The sequence below is a fragment of the Conyzicola nivalis genome, from assembly GCF_014639655.1.
GTDB classification, from domain to species: domain Bacteria; phylum Actinomycetota; class Actinomycetes; order Actinomycetales; family Microbacteriaceae; genus Conyzicola; species Conyzicola nivalis.
Genome location: NZ_BMGB01000001.1, coordinates 2411477 through 2425472, shown reverse-complemented (window position 1 = coordinate 2425472; position 13996 = coordinate 2411477). Strand labels below are relative to the sequence as shown.

The following is a 13996-nucleotide window of genomic DNA, read 5'->3' as shown; positions in this document are numbered from 1 at the left end:
CGAGTCGTGGCACGACGACCCGCTTGAAGCGTTCCATGCGCTCGTCGAGCGGCGTACCCGTCGTTACGTACTCGCTCATCGGCCTGAACCTTCTGCTTTACATCGCCCAGTGGGTGTCGGGCGGCGCCGTGTATCAGGCGCTGGCCTACTACCCACCCTTCACGGCGGTGGAGCCGTGGCGCATGATCACGGCGGCGTTCCTGCATTCGCCGGCCTCGATCTTCCACATCCTGTTCAACATGTACTCGCTGTTCATCTTCGGCCCCATCATCGAACACGCCGTCGGTCGGGCGCGATTCGTGGCCCTCTACCTGTTGGCGGCCTTCGGCGGGTCGGTCGCGGTGCTGCTGCTCGCTCCCGGTGCCGTGGTCGTGGGTGCATCGGGCGCGATCTTCGGCCTGCTCGGCGCGTTCTTCGTGATCCAACGCCGCTTGGGCGGCAACAACGCGCAGTTGCTCATCGTGATCGGGCTCAACCTCGCGATCGGCTTCTTCGTGCCCGGTATCGCCTGGCAGGCGCATGTCGGTGGCCTCGTGGTCGGCGCGGGGGTAGCGGCGATCTACATGGCGACACGACACCGCAGCAAGAAGGCGATTCAGATCGCGGCCGTGGCTGGCGTCGCGGTGGCCCTGATCGCGATCACCGTGGCGGCCGTAACCGTCTAGGCAAGTTATCCACAGGCTTGTACACACTGGGGATAATTACACCGGTGTAGTTAGGCCTTAATTCCCGCGGAATTCGGCGGTATCAGCGCCAGCGTGTCGTCATCAGGAAGCCGATGAACATGATGCCGAAGCCGACCAAGATGTTGCCGGAGCCGAGCTGCGGGATGGGGAGCTGACTGCCGCCGCTCACGTAGAAGACGATGATCCACACGAGGCCGACGAGCATAAAGCCGAACATGATCGGCTTGAACCACACGGGGTTCGGTGCCTGCTCGCCTGGGCGCGTTTCGGCGGTACGGTCGGTCTTGGTTCGTTCGCTACGGGCCATGCCCGAAATCTTATCCTGAATCGCCCGAGGCTCGGCGTGAGGCCGCTGCGGCACAGGGATCGCGGACAGGTGCGCACCGTACAATCAAGGAATGCCCGAGACCGACCGCACGCCCGTCGAGCCGTCGCCGCGCCGGCCGCGCCGTCGGCTGTCGGTGGTGGGAGTCCTCGGTGAACTCTTCATCACCGCCGGTGTTCTCGTGCTGCTCTTCCTCGGCTGGCAGGTCTGGCTCAACGACATCATCGTGGGCGCGGAGCAGACGTCGGCCGCGAACGATCTCGCCGAGCAGTGGGACAGGGGAGACCCGACGCCGACGGCGGTCCCAACCGAGACGCCCGTGCCGGTCGACCCCGGTGAGCCGGTCGTGGCCGCGCCGCCCGCGGAGGGCGCGTCGTTCGCCAACCTCATCGTGCCGAGACTCGGCACCGACTACCGCCGGCCGATCGCCGAGGGGGTCGGCCTCGGCGTGCTCAACAACCGCAAGACCGGCGTCGGGCACTATCCCCAGACGCAGATGCCCGGGGAGGTCGGCAACTTCGCGGTCGCCGCGCACCGCACCACCTACGGCGCCGGGTTCCACGACATCAACAAGCTCGTGGTCGGCGACAGCATCTTCGTCGAGACGGAAGACGGCTGGTACAAGTATGTCTACCGGGGTACCGAGTACGTGCGGCCGACGGGTATCGGCGTGCTCGAACCCGTGCCCCAGGTAGCGGACGCGACATCCACCGATCGCATCATCACGATGACCAGCTGCCACCCGTACTTCTCCTCGGCCGAGCGCATCATCGCCTACGGCGTCTTCGAGACCTGGTACCCCCGCGCCGGCGGCCCGCCCGCCGAAATCGCCACCCTCGTTCAGGCAGGAGCCAACTGATGTATGCCGCCCTCTGGCGCATTCTGCCCGGCCCGCTCTGGGTGCGCGTGCTCACGGTCGTCGTTCTCGTTGCGGCGGTGCTCGCGAGTCTCGTACTGTGGGTGTTTCCGTTCGTCAATGAACTGTTTGTACCCCCGGAAGTGACGGTAGGCGAATGACCCGCGTTCTCGTTGTCGACAACTACGACAGCTTTGTGTACACCCTCAACGGCTACCTCCAGCAGTTGGGAGCAGAGACGACCGTCGTGCGTAACGATGCGTTCGGTGCGGATGACGCGGCGAGCTTCATTGCGGACTACGACGCCGTGCTGCTCTCGCCGGGTCCCGGCACGCCCGCCGCCGCCGGGGTCTCGATCCCGATCGTGAACGCCGTGCTCGAGAGCGGACAGCCGCTCTTCGGCGTCTGCCTCGGACACCAGGCCATCGCCGAGGCCATGGGCGCCACGGTGACCCACGCCGACGAACTGATGCACGGCAAGACGTCGCTCATCGACCACGACGACAGCGGCTTCTACGACGGCGTGCCGCATCCGTTCCGCGCCACCCGGTACCACTCGCTCGCCATCGTCGACGGCACGACACCGAGCGAGCTCGTCGTCACGTCACGCACCGCCGGCGGTGTGATCATGGGAGTGCGTCACGAGGCGCTGCCGATCTACGGCGTGCAGTTCCACCCCGAATCGGTGTTGACCGAGGGCGGCTACCGCATGGTGGGCAACTGGCTCGCCGTCGCGGGGCTGCCGGAGGCGGCGGAGACCGCGAAGGGTCTCACGCCGCTCGTCACCGTCGCCTAGGGCTTGTTGCAGAAGTTGATCTGAACCGCGGAGCGCTGCGGTGCGTCGCCGGTGACCGACTGCGACGAGATCTTGCCGCCGGAGCACGACAGGTCGGGCACCGTCTTGACTTCGAGTTGGAGCGCCAGCAGCGCGGTGTTCGCGGCCGCGACATCCTGACCGGTCACGTCGGGAATCTTCACCAGTCCGTTGGAGACGACCATCGTGACGGTCGCGCCCTCGCTGGTGGCTTCTCCGGCGCCGGGCGTGGCCGAGATGACCACGCCGGCCTTGACGTTCGGCGAGTAGTCCTGAGTCGACGTGCCGACGACGAGTCCCGCGGCGGTGATCGCCTCGGCCGCCGCCGCCTGGTCGATGCCGACGATTTGCGGCACATTGACCGGCCTGGCGCCGCTCGAGACGTAGACGGTGATGTCCTGGCCGGGTGCGACGCGGATGCCGGCCTCGGGGTCGGTGCGGATGACACGGTTGGCCTCGACCTCGACGCTCGTCTCGTCGACGCGCTCGGAGGCGAGGTTCTCGCCGCTGATCGCGGCGGCGGCTTCTTCGTAGGTGAGGCCGACGACCTCGGGAACGGGGATGGACACGTTGCCGGTCAACTCGGTGGGCTGGGACACGGTCTGGACCCACATGAACACCGCGACGATGATCACGATGAGCACGGCCACGCCGCCCCAGATCCAGGCGACCGGCGGGCGGTTCTGAGTGCGGGGGATGCGGTCGTTCTGGTCGACGTTGAGCTGGCGGAAAGTGGCTTCCGAGCCCACCCGCGAGTTCGGGTTCACGCCGAAGAGCGCGGCGTTGAACTCGCCCGCGGGAGCCGGCTTGCGCACGGGGATGGAGCCGGCAGCCGCGGTCTCCGCGTCGGTGCGGAACTCGCCAGCCGTCTGGAAGCGGTCGAAGCGGTCTTTCGCCATGGCGCGCAGCACGACCGCGTCGAGAGCGGGTGAGACGCGCGGGTTGAGCGCGCTCGGCGGCAACGGCTGCTGGTTGACGTGCTGGTAGGCGACCGCGACCGGGTTGTCACCCGTGAACGGAGCCTGCGCGGTGAGCATCTCGAACAGCACAATGCCGGTGGAGTAGAGGTCGGTGCGGGCGTCGACGGCTTCGCCGCGCGCCTGCTCCGGCGAGAAGTACTGGGCGGTGCCGACGATGGTGCTGGTCTCCGCGATGCTCGCGGAGGAGTCGGAGACGGCACGGGCGATGCCGAAGTCCATGACCTTCACCTGGCCGGTCGTGGTTACCATGATGTTGCCGGGCTTCACGTCGCGGTGGACGACTCCAGCGCGGTGCGAGTACTCGAGGGCGGTGAGCACCTGCGAGATGATGCGCACGGCCTCGGTCTGCTCGATCGGGCCGTCGGCGATCATGTCTTTGAGCAGGCGTCCGTCGACGAACTCCATGATGATGAACGGGAGCTGCACCTCGGCCCCGTCGTCGTCGACGATGGTCTCCTCGCCGGCGTCGAAGATGCGCACGATGGTCGGATGCGCCATCTTGGCCGCTTCCTGCGCCTCGCGTCGGAAGCGGCTGCGGAATGCGGGGTCGGTGGCGAGTTCGGGTTTGAGCAGCTTGATCGCGACGCGTCGTCCGAGACGGGAGTCGGTTCCGACGTGCACATCGGCCATGCCGCCGCGGCCGATGAGGTCGCCGACCTGGTACCTGCCCGCGAGCAGGCGCACGCTCTGAGCTACGCCTTCAATCACAAACTATCTCCCGGTCGGGTGCGCCTATTTTCCTTGCCAGTGTACTCGGTGGTGTGTCTGCACCCGCTGTTAGCCCGTGGCCGGCGCGGCTGCGACGGTGAAGGTCGTGTTCGCGGATGCGGGTGACTGGAGGTCGCTGCACTGCACTATGTAGTTCACCGTCACGTTGCCGGGAGCGGTGAGGTTGATGCCGAGCGAGGTGGCGCTCGCGCCGAGGGGGTTGGGCGTCTGCTGCGTGCCGGGGCCTCCGACGGTGAACGTGTAGCCGGTGAGCGGGTGACCCGAGGGGCAGCCCGCGTAGGTCGTCCAGCTGACGGTGGCCACCTGGCCGACGATAAGCGTTCCCGTGGGGGGCGCGACGGCGGAGGGCTGCGGCGGGGTGGGAACCTCGGCGACGGGGCCGTAGAACGTGACGGCGATCAGCTGGTCCTTCGACACGTTGCCGGTGGGGCTCACCGCGTAGGCCTTGCCGACATCGCCGTTGGTCTCCGCGGCGTCGCCGACCCGGGTCTCCATCGTGAGGCCGAGGCCGCTGATCTTCTGCTTGGCCTGCGCCTCGGTGAGACCGATGAACTCGTCTTCATTGATGACGATGGGGGCGACGGTGGGAGTCGGTGTCGGTGTGTTCGACGGAGTCGGTGTGCTCGACGGGGTCGAGCTCGTCGTGGTGTTCGTGGGCTTCGGCTCTTCCTCGGCCGGGTTCGCCAGGAGCATGACGATGACCACGACCAGGATGACGGCGAGAACCGAGACGATGGCGATAAGCGGCCACATCCACGGGTTGCGCTTCTCCTCCTCCTCGGGGGGAACGTCGGTCGTGGTCGTGGTGGCCTGCTCCTCGGCGGTGAGCAGGCGCGTCGTGGCGGCGTTCTGGCCGTAGTTCGCCCCGGCCGTGGCGGCGAGCGAGCCGGCGCCGAGAATGCCGGGAACGGCGACGGCGGCCGCGGAGACGTCTCCGCGTCGCAGGGCCTGGGCGGCACGCGCGAGGTGTGCCGCGCTGGCCGGGCGGTCCGCCGGGTTCTTCGCGATACACGCATAGACCAGGTTGCGCACGGGCTCCGAGATGGTGACGGGGAGTTCGGGCGGCGTCTCGTTGATCTGCGCCATGGCGATGGCCACCTGCGACTCGCCCGTGAACGGGCGACGGCCGGCGAGGGCCTCGTAGGCGACGATGCCGAGGGAGTAGATGTCTGTCGTGGGCGACGCAGAGCGGCCGCTCGCCTGTTCGGGCGAGAGGTACTGCACCGTCCCCATGACCTGTCCGGTGGCCGTGAGCGGCACCTGGTCGGCGATGCGGGCGATGCCGAAGTCGGTGATCTTGACGCGGCCGTCGGGGGTGATCAGCAGGTTGCCCGGCTTGATGTCGCGGTGCACGAGACCGGCCGCGTGCGCAGCCGACAGGGCGTTCGCCGTCTGTGCGACGATGTCGAGAACGCGGTCGGTGGAGAGCACGCGCTCCCTCTCGAGGATCGCGCTGAGCGCCTCGCCGGGAACGAGTTCCATCACGAGGTAGGCGCTGCCCTCTTCCTCGCCGTAGTCGAAGACGTTGGCGATGCCCTCGTGGTTGACGAGGGCCGCGTGGCGGGCCTCGGCGCGGAAGCGCTCGAGGAACCCGGGGTCGCCGAGGTACTCGTCTTTGAGGATCTTGATCGCGACAGTGCGTCCGATCACGAGGTCGGTAGCCTGCCAGACCTCGCCCATCCCGCCGATCGCCACGCGACTGGACAGTTGGTACCTGCCCCCGAAAGTGAGGCCACTGGTGGGTCTCATTTGTTTAGCACCGCCTCTAGTACTTTCTTTGCGATTGGAGCTGCGACCGAGTTGCCGAATCCGGACTGGCCGAGGCCACCACCGTTCTCGACCACAACGGCGACGACGACCTGTGGATCTTCCGCTGGAGCAAAACCGGTAAACCAGAGCGTGTACGGATCGCCGTCGCCGTTCTCTGCCGTGCCCGTCTTGCCCGCCACGTTGACTCCGCTAATTCTCGCATTACCGCCGACGCCGTTGGATACCGCACTGATCATCATCTGGGTCAATGTTTCCGCCGTTTCGGTTGTCATCGGTGTGTTGTAGACGGTGGGCTGGAGTTGTTCCCGCGGTGTGAGGTCGGGCGCCAGGATGCTCTCGACGAGGGTCGGCTGCATGAGCATTCCGTCGTTCGCGATCGCGGCCGAGACCATGGCGATCTGCAGCGGCGTGACGCGGACGCTCGCCTGCCCGAACGACGACAGCATCTGCTGCGCGTCGCTCTCGGTCTGCGGGTACACGCTGGGCGTCGTGCTCATCGGAATGTCCAGGCTCGACTCGAAGCCGAATTCCTTGGCCTTCGCCGCGATGGCGTCGTAGCCGACGGCGAGCCCGAGTTCGGCAAACGGGATGTTGCACGACAGGCGCAGGGCCGTGGCGATCGAGACGGTGGCGCCGCCACCGCACGATCCACCCTCGGAGTTGGTGATGACCGAACTGGTGCCCGGCAGGGTGAGCGAGCCGGGGTTGGGGAACTCGGAGTCGGCCGTGAACTGCCCGCTGTCGATGGCCGCGGCCGCGACCACGAGCTTGAAGACCGAACCGGGTGTGTACAGGTCGCCGGCGATCGCACGGTTCGCGAGGGGGTCGCCGGGGTCGTTGATGAGCGCGTTGTAGGCCTCGAGCACCTGGTTGTCGTCGTGTACCGCCAGCGCGTTCGGGTCGAACGATCCCTTCGAAACCATCGCCATGATCGCGCCGGTCTTCGGGTTGAGCGCGACGACGGAGCCGGAGTTCGCCCCGAGCGCGTCCCAGGCCACCTGCTGCAGGTTCGCGTCGATGGTCAGTTCGACGGCGTCGCCCTTGGGCTCCTGCCCGGTGAAGATGGCGTTGATCTGGTCGAAGAACTGGGCGTTGGAGGTTCCGCTGAGGTAGTCGTTCAGCGCGCTCTCGATGCCGGTGGTTCCCTGGTTGAGGGTGAAGTAGCCGGTGATCGGCGCGTACAGCGGCCCGTTCGAGTACTGCCGCAGGAAGGAGAAGTCGTCGTCGACCGGGGTCGACTCGGCGATCGGCACGCCGTCGACCAAGATCGGTCCGCGCTGGGCAGAGAAGCTGTCGAGAATAGTGCGTTGGTTGCGGGGATCGGCGCTGAGGCTGTCCGCTTCGACGACCTGGATGACACTGCTCGAGCCGAACAGCGCAACAAACATGAGCAGCACGACGACGCTCACGCGCTTGAGTTCTTTGTTCACTGTTCGATCACCGCTCTCGGCTGGTTGCGTACGGTGTCGGACAGCCGCAGCAACAGCGCGGCGATGATCCAGTTCGCGACGAGCGACGAACCTCCGGCGGCCAGGAACGGCGTCGTGAGTCCGGTTAGCGGGATCACCCGGGTCACACCGCCCACCACGATGAATACCTGCAGGGCGATCAGGAACGAGAGGCCGACTCCGAGAAGGCGACCGAAATCATCCTGCCCGGCGAAGCCGATGCGGAAACCGCGCGAAACGAACAGCAGGTAGAGGGCCAGAATAGCGAAGAGGCCGATGAGGCCGAGTTCTTCGCCGAGGCTCGCGATGATGTAGTCGCTCTCGGCGAGGGGCACGATACCCGGTCGGCCCTGGCCGAGCCCCGCGCCGATGAGTCCGCCCTTGGCGAGGCCGAAGAGACCCTGAACGAGCTGGTAGCTACCGCCGTTTTGGTCGTAGATGTCGGGGTTGAACGCGTCGAGCCACGCGGCGAACCGCCCGTTGACGTAACTGAGCGTCTGGCTGGCGACGAGGGCTCCGCCGAAGAAGGCGGTGAGGCCGAGGATGATCCAGCTCGCGCGGCCCGTCGCGACGTAGATCATCACGAGGAAGAGCCCGAAGTAGAGCAGCGCCGTTCCGAGGTCGCGCTGGAAGATCAGCACGCCCATCGACGCGATGAAGACGACGATGATCGGGCCGAGGTCGCGGGCGCGCGGGAAGGTCATGCCGAGCACCTTCGTGCCGACCATCGAGAGCGAGTCGCGCGCGGTCACGAGGTAGCCGGCGAAGAAGATCGCAAGGGCGATCTTGCCCAGCTCTCCGGGCTGGAAGTTGAGCGGGCCGAGCTCGATCCAGATGCGCGCCCCATTGCGCTCGGAGCCGATCAGTGGAGCGAGCGGCAGCAGCAGCAGCGCGATGCCCGTGAACATCGAGACGAAGCGGTAGCGCAGCAGCACCCGGTGGTTGCGCACGACGATGATCACGACGATGGCCAGCGTGATCGCGAGCGCTGTCCACACCATTTGGCGTACGCCGGCCGCTCCCCATCCTGTGAGGTTGTCGTCGATGTCGATGCGGTAGATCATGGCAATGCCGAGGCCGTTGAGCACCGTGATCACCGGGAGGATGAACGGGTCGGCATCGGGCGCCACCACGCGCATGGTGAAGTGCATCGCGAAGACGAGCAGGGTGAGGCCGGCCCCGTAGGTGAGCAGCGTCGAGTCGATCTCGCCGAGCGCGCCGAGTTGCACGAGGCAGATCGCGGCGGCGTTGATGCCGCTCGCGACGAGCAACAGCAGCAGCTCGATGTTGCGCATACGCGCGGGAACCCGCAGCTTCAGGCGGATACTGCTCGTGAAATTGGCGCGATCAGCGGTGTCGACCGGGCGTCCGGTCGACACGGCTTCGGTGGGGAGGCTATTCGGGGCTGACATTCGACAATGTGTCCACGATGCGTTCGGCGTCGCTCAGGTCGTCGGCGTTGATGGTGGCCTCCACCCGCTGCTGCGAGTAGGCCGTGAGGGAGTCGACCTCGATCGAGGTGGTTCGGTAGACGGTCGACAGGCTGATCGGACCGATGCCCTCTTGAACCCCGCGGTAGATGGCGACGTTGCCCTGGTCGACGCCCACGAAGTACCGGCTCTGTGTGTACTGGTAGGCGGTGAAGATCCCGCCGAGAATTCCGAGCACGACGAGGATGAGCCCCACGAGCCAGGTGATGCGGCGGCGGCGTGCGCGGCGGCGGTCTTCCAGGATGAGTTCGTCGAGGTAGCCGTCGGATTCTGGCTCGAAGTGCGAGTCGTCGGGCTTCGAGACCTTGAGCGGGTGCAGCAGCAGAGCGGGCAGGCGAAGCGGCTTCTTCGCCACGTCGCCGTCGAAGACGAGAGGGCTCGCGGCGGAGCCGACGGTGAGAGGGGGAACGTGGGCCGAGGTGCCCGACTCGTCGATGTCGACGAGCACCACGGTGACGTTATCGGGGGCGCCCTGGTCGAGGGCGTCCTTCACGAGCCGCTCCGCGGCATTCTGGGCGTCTGCGACCGAGGTGAGCGCGTGCAGGATCTTGTCGTGCGAGACGTAGCTGCTCAGGCCGTCGGAGCAGAGCAGCCAGCGGTCGCCCGGCTGCGTGGCCATGATCGAGGTGTCGATCTCCGGCGTGGCGTCGACGTCGCCGAGAACCCGCATCAGCACCGAGCGCCGGGGGTGCACCGCGGCCTCCTCCTCGGTGATGCGGCCGCTGTCGACGAGCCGCTGCACGAAGGTATGGTCGGCCGTGACCTGGGTGAGCTCGCCGTCGCGCAGCAGGTAGATGCGCGAGTCGCCGATGTGGGCGATCACGACCTGACCGCCGACGAGGATGAGCCCGCTGACGGTGGTACCCATCCCGGTGAGCTCGGAGTGGTCGAAGACCGTCTCCGCTAGCTGCGCGTTGGCGGCGGTGAGTGCGGTGTGCAGTGCGAACTCGGCGTCGCTGCCCGAGGCGAACTGGCGGTCGGTCTCGGTGATGCGCTTGACGGCGATCGCCGAGGCCACATCCCCTCCCGCGTGGCCGCCCATGCCGTCGGCGACAACGAACAGGTACTCGCCGGCATAGCCGCTGTCCTGATTGTTGGCGCGGATCTTCCCCACATGGGAGACCGCGGCACTCTTGCCGGGGGCCACTCGCTTACCGCCGTAGTTCGAAACTGGTAGTGCCAATGGTCACTGGCGTGTTCAGGGGAACCTGAGTCGGAACGATCACCCGCGTGCCATCGAGGAACGTGCCATTCGTCGAGTCTAGGTCTTGGATAACCCAGCCCTCGTTCCAGTTGAGCAGTCGGGCGTGGTGGGTCGAGGTGTAGTCGTCGCGGATCACGAGGCCGGAATCGCTCGATCGGCCGATCGTGAGCTGCTCGGGGGGAAGCGCGATCTCGAGGCCCTCTTTGGCCCCGCCGGTGATGACGAGCCGGCTCGCGCCCGACGAGCTGACGGGTGCGGCGGCGGGTGCGCGGGCCGGCGCGGGGGCGCTCGTCACCACACCCATCGGTGCCGGTGCGGCAGCCGCGGCATCCACCGAGGCGGGCAGCTTGCGCACCTTCTGGCCGAACAGGTCGGTGCGCAGTGCGTACACGACCGCGAAGACGAAGGCCCACATCAGGATGAGGAAGGCGATCTTGAGTACGAGCAGGGTGAGCGGGCTCGGATCGATCATCGGTTGCCGCCCTTGTCGCGCGAAGTCGGAAAGTCGTCGGCAGCCTGTGCGATGACGCGGAACACGATGTGCGTGCGGCCGATATCAATCGCGGAGTCGGGATCGAGCCTCGCCTTGGAGACACGTTCGCCGTTGAGCAGGGAGCCGTTGGTCGAGCCGAGGTCGTTGACTTCGGCCCGTTTGCCGTCCCACAGTACCTCGACGTGCTTACGGGAAATACTCGAGTCGTCGACGGTGATGTCCGCATCCGACCCTCGACCGATGACGGTGCGGGACTTGGTGATCGGATGACGCTTGCCACCGATATCGAGAACCGGGGTCCAGGCGACCGTGCCCTTCACGTTGACGGACTCGATCTCGATGATGCCCTCGCCGAGGCCGGGGACGCGTTCGAGCGCGATGGAGAGGGGGCCGGAGAAGGAGTAGCGCTGCGCGGTGGCGTGCCGTTGCACCAGGCTCGTGAGCTCGTCGATGAGCGCGGGTCCGATGGCCGACATGCGATCGAAGTCCATGGGGGAGAGACGCACGAGGAAGCGGTTGGGTACGAGGATGCGGTCGCGCGAGACCACCGCGGCCTTTGTGTCGAGTTCGCGTCGGAGCGCGCTCGTGATCTCGACGGGCTGCACGCCGCTCTTGAAGGTTTTCGCGAACGCGCCATTGACCGCCCGCTCGAGCCCTCGTTCGAAGCTGTCAAGAAGCCCCAAGGATTTCCTCATCTCACGCCTAGTGAATACGACGATGTTAGCCGGTGGGCTTGAACGTGCGTGTTTACGCGGTTCTTTTACACCCAGCGGATGACCCTACCGGGTACCGTGTGCGGACGGGGCTCCGCGCTGTGATAATCTCGCTTGGTTGGCGCGAGTGGCGGAATTGGTAGACGCGCACGGTTCAGGTCCGTGTGTTGGAAACGACGTGGGGGTTCAAGTCCCCCCTCGCGCACCAGAGCACAGAAGGCCCCCGGGAAACCGGGGGCCTTCTGTCGTTCGACCGCCCTACTGGGAGGCGGCTTCAATTTGCCTCTCACTATCAAAAAGCCCGAGTGCGCCGGAAGCTCACGGAGCGCAGCGGTGCGATCCGGCGCGAGCGTTCCCTGTCGGTGGAAGTGCCGTTGCTTGTGCGCCCAGGCCGCTAACGCCCTCCCTTCGGGTGCATCCGTTCGATAGCGCGGAACTCGAGATTCCCGATCAAGGAAGCCCCGCAACTTCTCGAACCATTCCACTGGTCACCGAGAGGATCCCAAGAAAACTCTGGCATCGCGTCAAGCAGTTGGCACTGCCATGCAGGCAGCAGCTCACGCTCCGCTCGGCGACGCTGGTATCGCGCCTAGCCGCCCAGCTGCCCAGCGCAGGGGCGGTTCACGCAGTTTGATCCGAGCGGGCAGGAATCCAACCCGTATGCCTATGCGGGGTGCAACCCGGTCAATGCTTCGGACCCGACAGGGTTGAAGTGCACCCCTTCGCGTCTGCTTCAATACGCCGGAATCTATGGAGGAAGCGCAGCTGCTCTCACGGCAGCGGCAGCAGTCATCACCGGTCCGGTCGACCCACTCATCGCAGTGATCGGCGGCGGAATCGGAGTGGTTGCTGGCATCCTTTACGGCAAATCGGTCAACTGCAATGATTTGTAGCTCGTATCTGGTCGTGGTGGACTGGGACTACAACGTTTTCCAACTAATGGGGTTCTGAAACATGCGCGCACGAACCGTTCTTGCTTACGTTCTCGCGGTCGTCCTAGCCGGTGTCGTGGGCTGGGTCGGCGGCCAGCTGAATTTGCCACAAGGTGGGTTTCTCCTGGTGATGTTTGCGTACGTCGTAGCCATAGCTCCGATCCTCATCCAGCGCGTACGTCGGAACGAGGTGGAGCGCCACACTCCCGCGGCAGTAGCGATGGATTCAACCGTCGGCGCGGTCGTTGGGCTGGTCATCGGTTTGGCGATCGCCGGAACATTCTTCCTCCTGAACGGTACCGACCCTTTCCTCTCCGCGATCGTATTAGTCGCCTTCGCGCTGACTGTCGCGGCTTTGTCGCTGGCCGTCCCGAACAGGGCGTCGAAAGCGGCTCAAGCGTTATAACAATTGACGCGGGAGGCAAAACCATAGCAATACGAATGGCTACACGGGCCACTCGTCCAGAGAGGCTGGAACGCGCTACTCCCCTATAAACGCCGACGTTTTTGAAGACCCAATGGAAGGTTTCAAAAATACGGGGGAAGTGGTTTTTTCGGAGAGCGAAGGAAGCCCGGAATTCCGCGGGCTTTTGGAGTTATGGAAATACATCACCGGAAGACAACAAGGAAGGCCCTCGGGAAACCGGGGGCCTTTTTGTTGTTCCGCCGCTACAGACTCGAGGTTTTCTGCCGCCTGCCAGCTAGCATGAGATGCGTCAGGGAGTCGATCGACGACTTCTTCGCCGACCGCCCGTGTCGTACCAATAGCCCAACGAACGCCGAGGGACGGTATTCAGTGAGCGACGTATCGATGAACCGGGTGGCACGCGAGGCGCCGCGCGTGCCCTTACACGCGTCGAACTATCGGCCCGGCGCCGCCATCGCCGTGCTCGTCGCGGTGCTCGCCGTTGCCGCGGCCTTCGCGGTCTTGGCCGACGACGCCGGGCTCCGGCTCATGATGGTGGCAGTGGGCGCGCTGGTAGCGGTCGTCGGGGTCGCCGGCATCGTGCATCAGAACGCAGTCCGCGACCGCATCGTGCGCATCGACCCCGGAATCGCCGGTCTGAGATTTACCGGCCCGGCCAGCGTGCATGTCTTGTTCCTCGCCGCAGCGGTGGTGGGCGTCGTCCCCGGTCTTATCGCGCTGTCTGCCGGCGTGCCGTCGGGCTCGAGGCGCGGCGGGCTGTTCTTCCTCCTCCTGAGCGGCATTGCGCTGGTCTGGCTCGCGCAACAGCTCTGGGCGCTCCGCACTCCGACAGGCCTGACCCTCACAGAGCACGGGCTGCGGGGAGTGCGCGGCAGCAAGCCGGTGCAGCTCGGTTGGGACGAACTCGATCATGCCGAGGCCGTGGCGTCGAAGGGTGCCAAGCTGGCGCTGCACCTGCGCACCGGAGGGGTGGTCGAAATCGAACCGCGCTACACCGGCTCCGACGCGAACGTCGTCGCCCCGGTGATCAACTTCTTCCTGGCTCACCCGGAGCACCGCTCGACCCTCCGAACGCCGCGGGCCGCCCTGCAGCTCGTAGAGGAGCACGCCGGCGCGGTGTCGGACTGAC

14 protein-coding genes, 1 tRNA gene and 2 pseudogenes are annotated in these 13996 nt (G+C 66.1%); 8 read left to right on the top strand and 9 right to left on the bottom strand.

Annotation, left to right across the window (positions count from 1 at the left end):
• Window positions 1–23 precede the first annotated feature (23 nt).
• Window positions 24–665 carry a rhomboid family intramembrane serine protease gene (locus tag IEV96_RS12075; protein WP_308419483.1) on the top strand — a complete coding sequence of 214 codons (642 nt, stop codon included), beginning with the start codon at window positions 24–26 and terminating at the stop codon, window positions 663–665.
• A gap of 82 nt (window positions 666–747) precedes the next feature.
• On the opposite strand, the gene IEV96_RS12070 is transcribed toward IEV96_RS12075, so the two are convergent.
• Window positions 748–993, bottom strand: a complete 246-nt coding sequence (locus tag IEV96_RS12070) for a cell division protein CrgA (protein ID WP_188510829.1) — start codon at window positions 991–993, stop codon at window positions 748–750.
• A gap of 91 nt (window positions 994–1084) precedes the next feature.
• On the opposite strand from IEV96_RS12070, the gene IEV96_RS12065 reads away from it, so the two are divergent.
• The 3 genes from IEV96_RS12065 to IEV96_RS12055 are packed head-to-tail and all read left to right on the top strand — an operon-like array spanning window position 1085 to window position 2663.
• Window positions 1085–1870, top strand: coding sequence for a class E sortase (locus IEV96_RS12065; RefSeq protein WP_188510828.1), 786 nt, complete (start codon window positions 1085–1087; stop codon window positions 1868–1870).
• On the top strand, window positions 1870–2028 hold the full coding sequence (locus IEV96_RS12060) for a hypothetical protein (RefSeq protein WP_188510827.1): 159 nt from the start codon (window positions 1870–1872) through the stop codon (window positions 2026–2028). Before IEV96_RS12065 ends, IEV96_RS12060 begins: the two co-directional genes overlap by 1 nt.
• Window positions 2025–2663, top strand: a complete 639-nt coding sequence (locus IEV96_RS12055; RefSeq protein ID WP_188510826.1) for an anthranilate synthase component II — start codon at window positions 2025–2027, stop codon at window positions 2661–2663. Before IEV96_RS12060 ends, IEV96_RS12055 begins: the two co-directional genes overlap by 4 nt.
• Here the strand turns inward: IEV96_RS12055 and pknB are convergent.
• From pknB to IEV96_RS12020, 7 genes are all read right to left on the bottom strand, one after another.
• Window positions 2660–4369, bottom strand: coding sequence for a Stk1 family PASTA domain-containing Ser/Thr kinase (pknB, locus tag IEV96_RS12050; protein ID WP_188510825.1), 1710 nt, complete (start codon window positions 4367–4369; stop codon window positions 2660–2662). The genes IEV96_RS12055 and pknB overlap by 4 nt on opposite strands.
• A gap of 69 nt (window positions 4370–4438) precedes the next feature.
• Window positions 4439–6139, bottom strand: coding sequence for a serine/threonine-protein kinase (locus IEV96_RS12045; RefSeq protein ID WP_188510824.1), 1701 nt, complete (start codon window positions 6137–6139; stop codon window positions 4439–4441).
• Window positions 6136–7590, bottom strand: coding sequence for a peptidoglycan D,D-transpeptidase FtsI family protein (locus IEV96_RS12040; RefSeq protein ID WP_188510823.1), 1455 nt, complete (start codon window positions 7588–7590; stop codon window positions 6136–6138). The genes IEV96_RS12045 and IEV96_RS12040 overlap by 4 nt, the downstream gene beginning before the upstream one ends.
• Window positions 7587–9020, bottom strand: coding sequence for an FtsW/RodA/SpoVE family cell cycle protein (locus IEV96_RS12035; RefSeq protein WP_188510822.1), 1434 nt, complete (start codon window positions 9018–9020; stop codon window positions 7587–7589). The genes IEV96_RS12040 and IEV96_RS12035 overlap by 4 nt, the downstream gene beginning before the upstream one ends.
• A complete protein-coding gene (locus tag IEV96_RS12030; protein WP_188510821.1) occupies window positions 9004–10245 on the bottom strand; it encodes a Stp1/IreP family PP2C-type Ser/Thr phosphatase in 1242 nt (413 codons plus the stop codon). The genes IEV96_RS12035 and IEV96_RS12030 overlap by 17 nt, the downstream gene beginning before the upstream one ends.
• Before the next feature lie 4 nt (window positions 10246–10249).
• Window positions 10250–10774: an FHA domain-containing protein FhaB/FipA gene (locus tag IEV96_RS12025; protein WP_188510820.1), complete on the bottom strand. Its 525-nt coding sequence runs from the start codon at window positions 10772–10774 to the stop codon at window positions 10250–10252.
• Window positions 10771–11478 carry an FHA domain-containing protein gene (locus tag IEV96_RS12020; RefSeq protein WP_188510819.1) on the bottom strand — a complete coding sequence of 236 codons (708 nt, stop codon included), beginning with the start codon at window positions 11476–11478 and terminating at the stop codon, window positions 10771–10773. Before IEV96_RS12020 ends, IEV96_RS12025 begins: the two co-directional genes overlap by 4 nt.
• Before the next feature lie 151 nt (window positions 11479–11629).
• On the opposite strand from IEV96_RS12020, the gene IEV96_RS12015 reads away from it, so the two are divergent.
• A tRNA-Leu gene (locus IEV96_RS12015) sits at window positions 11630–11716 on the top strand.
• 118 nt (window positions 11717–11834) lie between these two features.
• Here IEV96_RS12015 and IEV96_RS16850 read toward each other — a convergent pair.
• Window positions 11835–11993: pseudogene (locus IEV96_RS16850) on the bottom strand (helicase associated domain-containing protein); the annotation flags it as partial.
• Window positions 11994–12161: 168 nt separating this feature from the next.
• On the opposite strand from IEV96_RS16850, the pseudogene IEV96_RS12005 reads away from it, so the two are divergent.
• The 3 genes and pseudogenes from IEV96_RS12005 to IEV96_RS11995 all read left to right on the top strand — a co-directional run.
• Window positions 12162–12401: pseudogene (locus IEV96_RS12005) on the top strand (hypothetical protein); the annotation flags it as partial.
• 61 nt (window positions 12402–12462) lie between these two features.
• The gene (locus IEV96_RS12000; RefSeq protein ID WP_188510818.1) at window positions 12463–12846 is read left to right on the top strand and encodes a hypothetical protein; all 384 of its coding nucleotides are present in this window, start codon (window positions 12463–12465) and stop codon (window positions 12844–12846) included.
• Window positions 12847–13236: 390 nt separating this feature from the next.
• Complete coding sequence (locus IEV96_RS11995; protein ID WP_188510817.1) at window positions 13237–13995, top strand: hypothetical protein; 759 nt, start codon at window positions 13237–13239, stop codon at window positions 13993–13995.
• Window position 13996 lies beyond the last annotated feature (1 nt).

Bases quoted from the DNA above. Each gene is read 5' to 3' on its own strand.
- IEV96_RS12070 (WP_188510829.1), bottom strand. From the start codon at position 993: ATGGCCCGTAGCGAACGAACCAAGACCGACCGTACCGCCGAAACGCGC.
- IEV96_RS12065 (WP_188510828.1), top strand. From the start codon at position 1,085: ATGCCCGAGACCGACCGCACGCCCGTCGAGCCGTCGCCGCGCCGGCCG.
- IEV96_RS12060 (WP_188510827.1), top strand. From the start codon at position 1,870: ATGTATGCCGCCCTCTGGCGCATTCTGCCCGGCCCGCTCTGGGTGCGC.
- IEV96_RS12055 (WP_188510826.1), top strand. From the start codon at position 2,025: ATGACCCGCGTTCTCGTTGTCGACAACTACGACAGCTTTGTGTACACC.
- IEV96_RS12045 (WP_188510824.1), bottom strand. From the start codon at position 6,139: ATGAGACCCACCAGTGGCCTCACTTTCGGGGGCAGGTACCAACTGTCC.
- IEV96_RS12035 (WP_188510822.1), bottom strand. From the start codon at position 9,020: ATGTCAGCCCCGAATAGCCTCCCCACCGAAGCCGTGTCGACCGGACGC.
- IEV96_RS12025 (WP_188510820.1), bottom strand. From the start codon at position 10,774: ATGATCGATCCGAGCCCGCTCACCCTGCTCGTACTCAAGATCGCCTTC.
- IEV96_RS12000 (WP_188510818.1), top strand. From the start codon at position 12,463: ATGCGCGCACGAACCGTTCTTGCTTACGTTCTCGCGGTCGTCCTAGCC.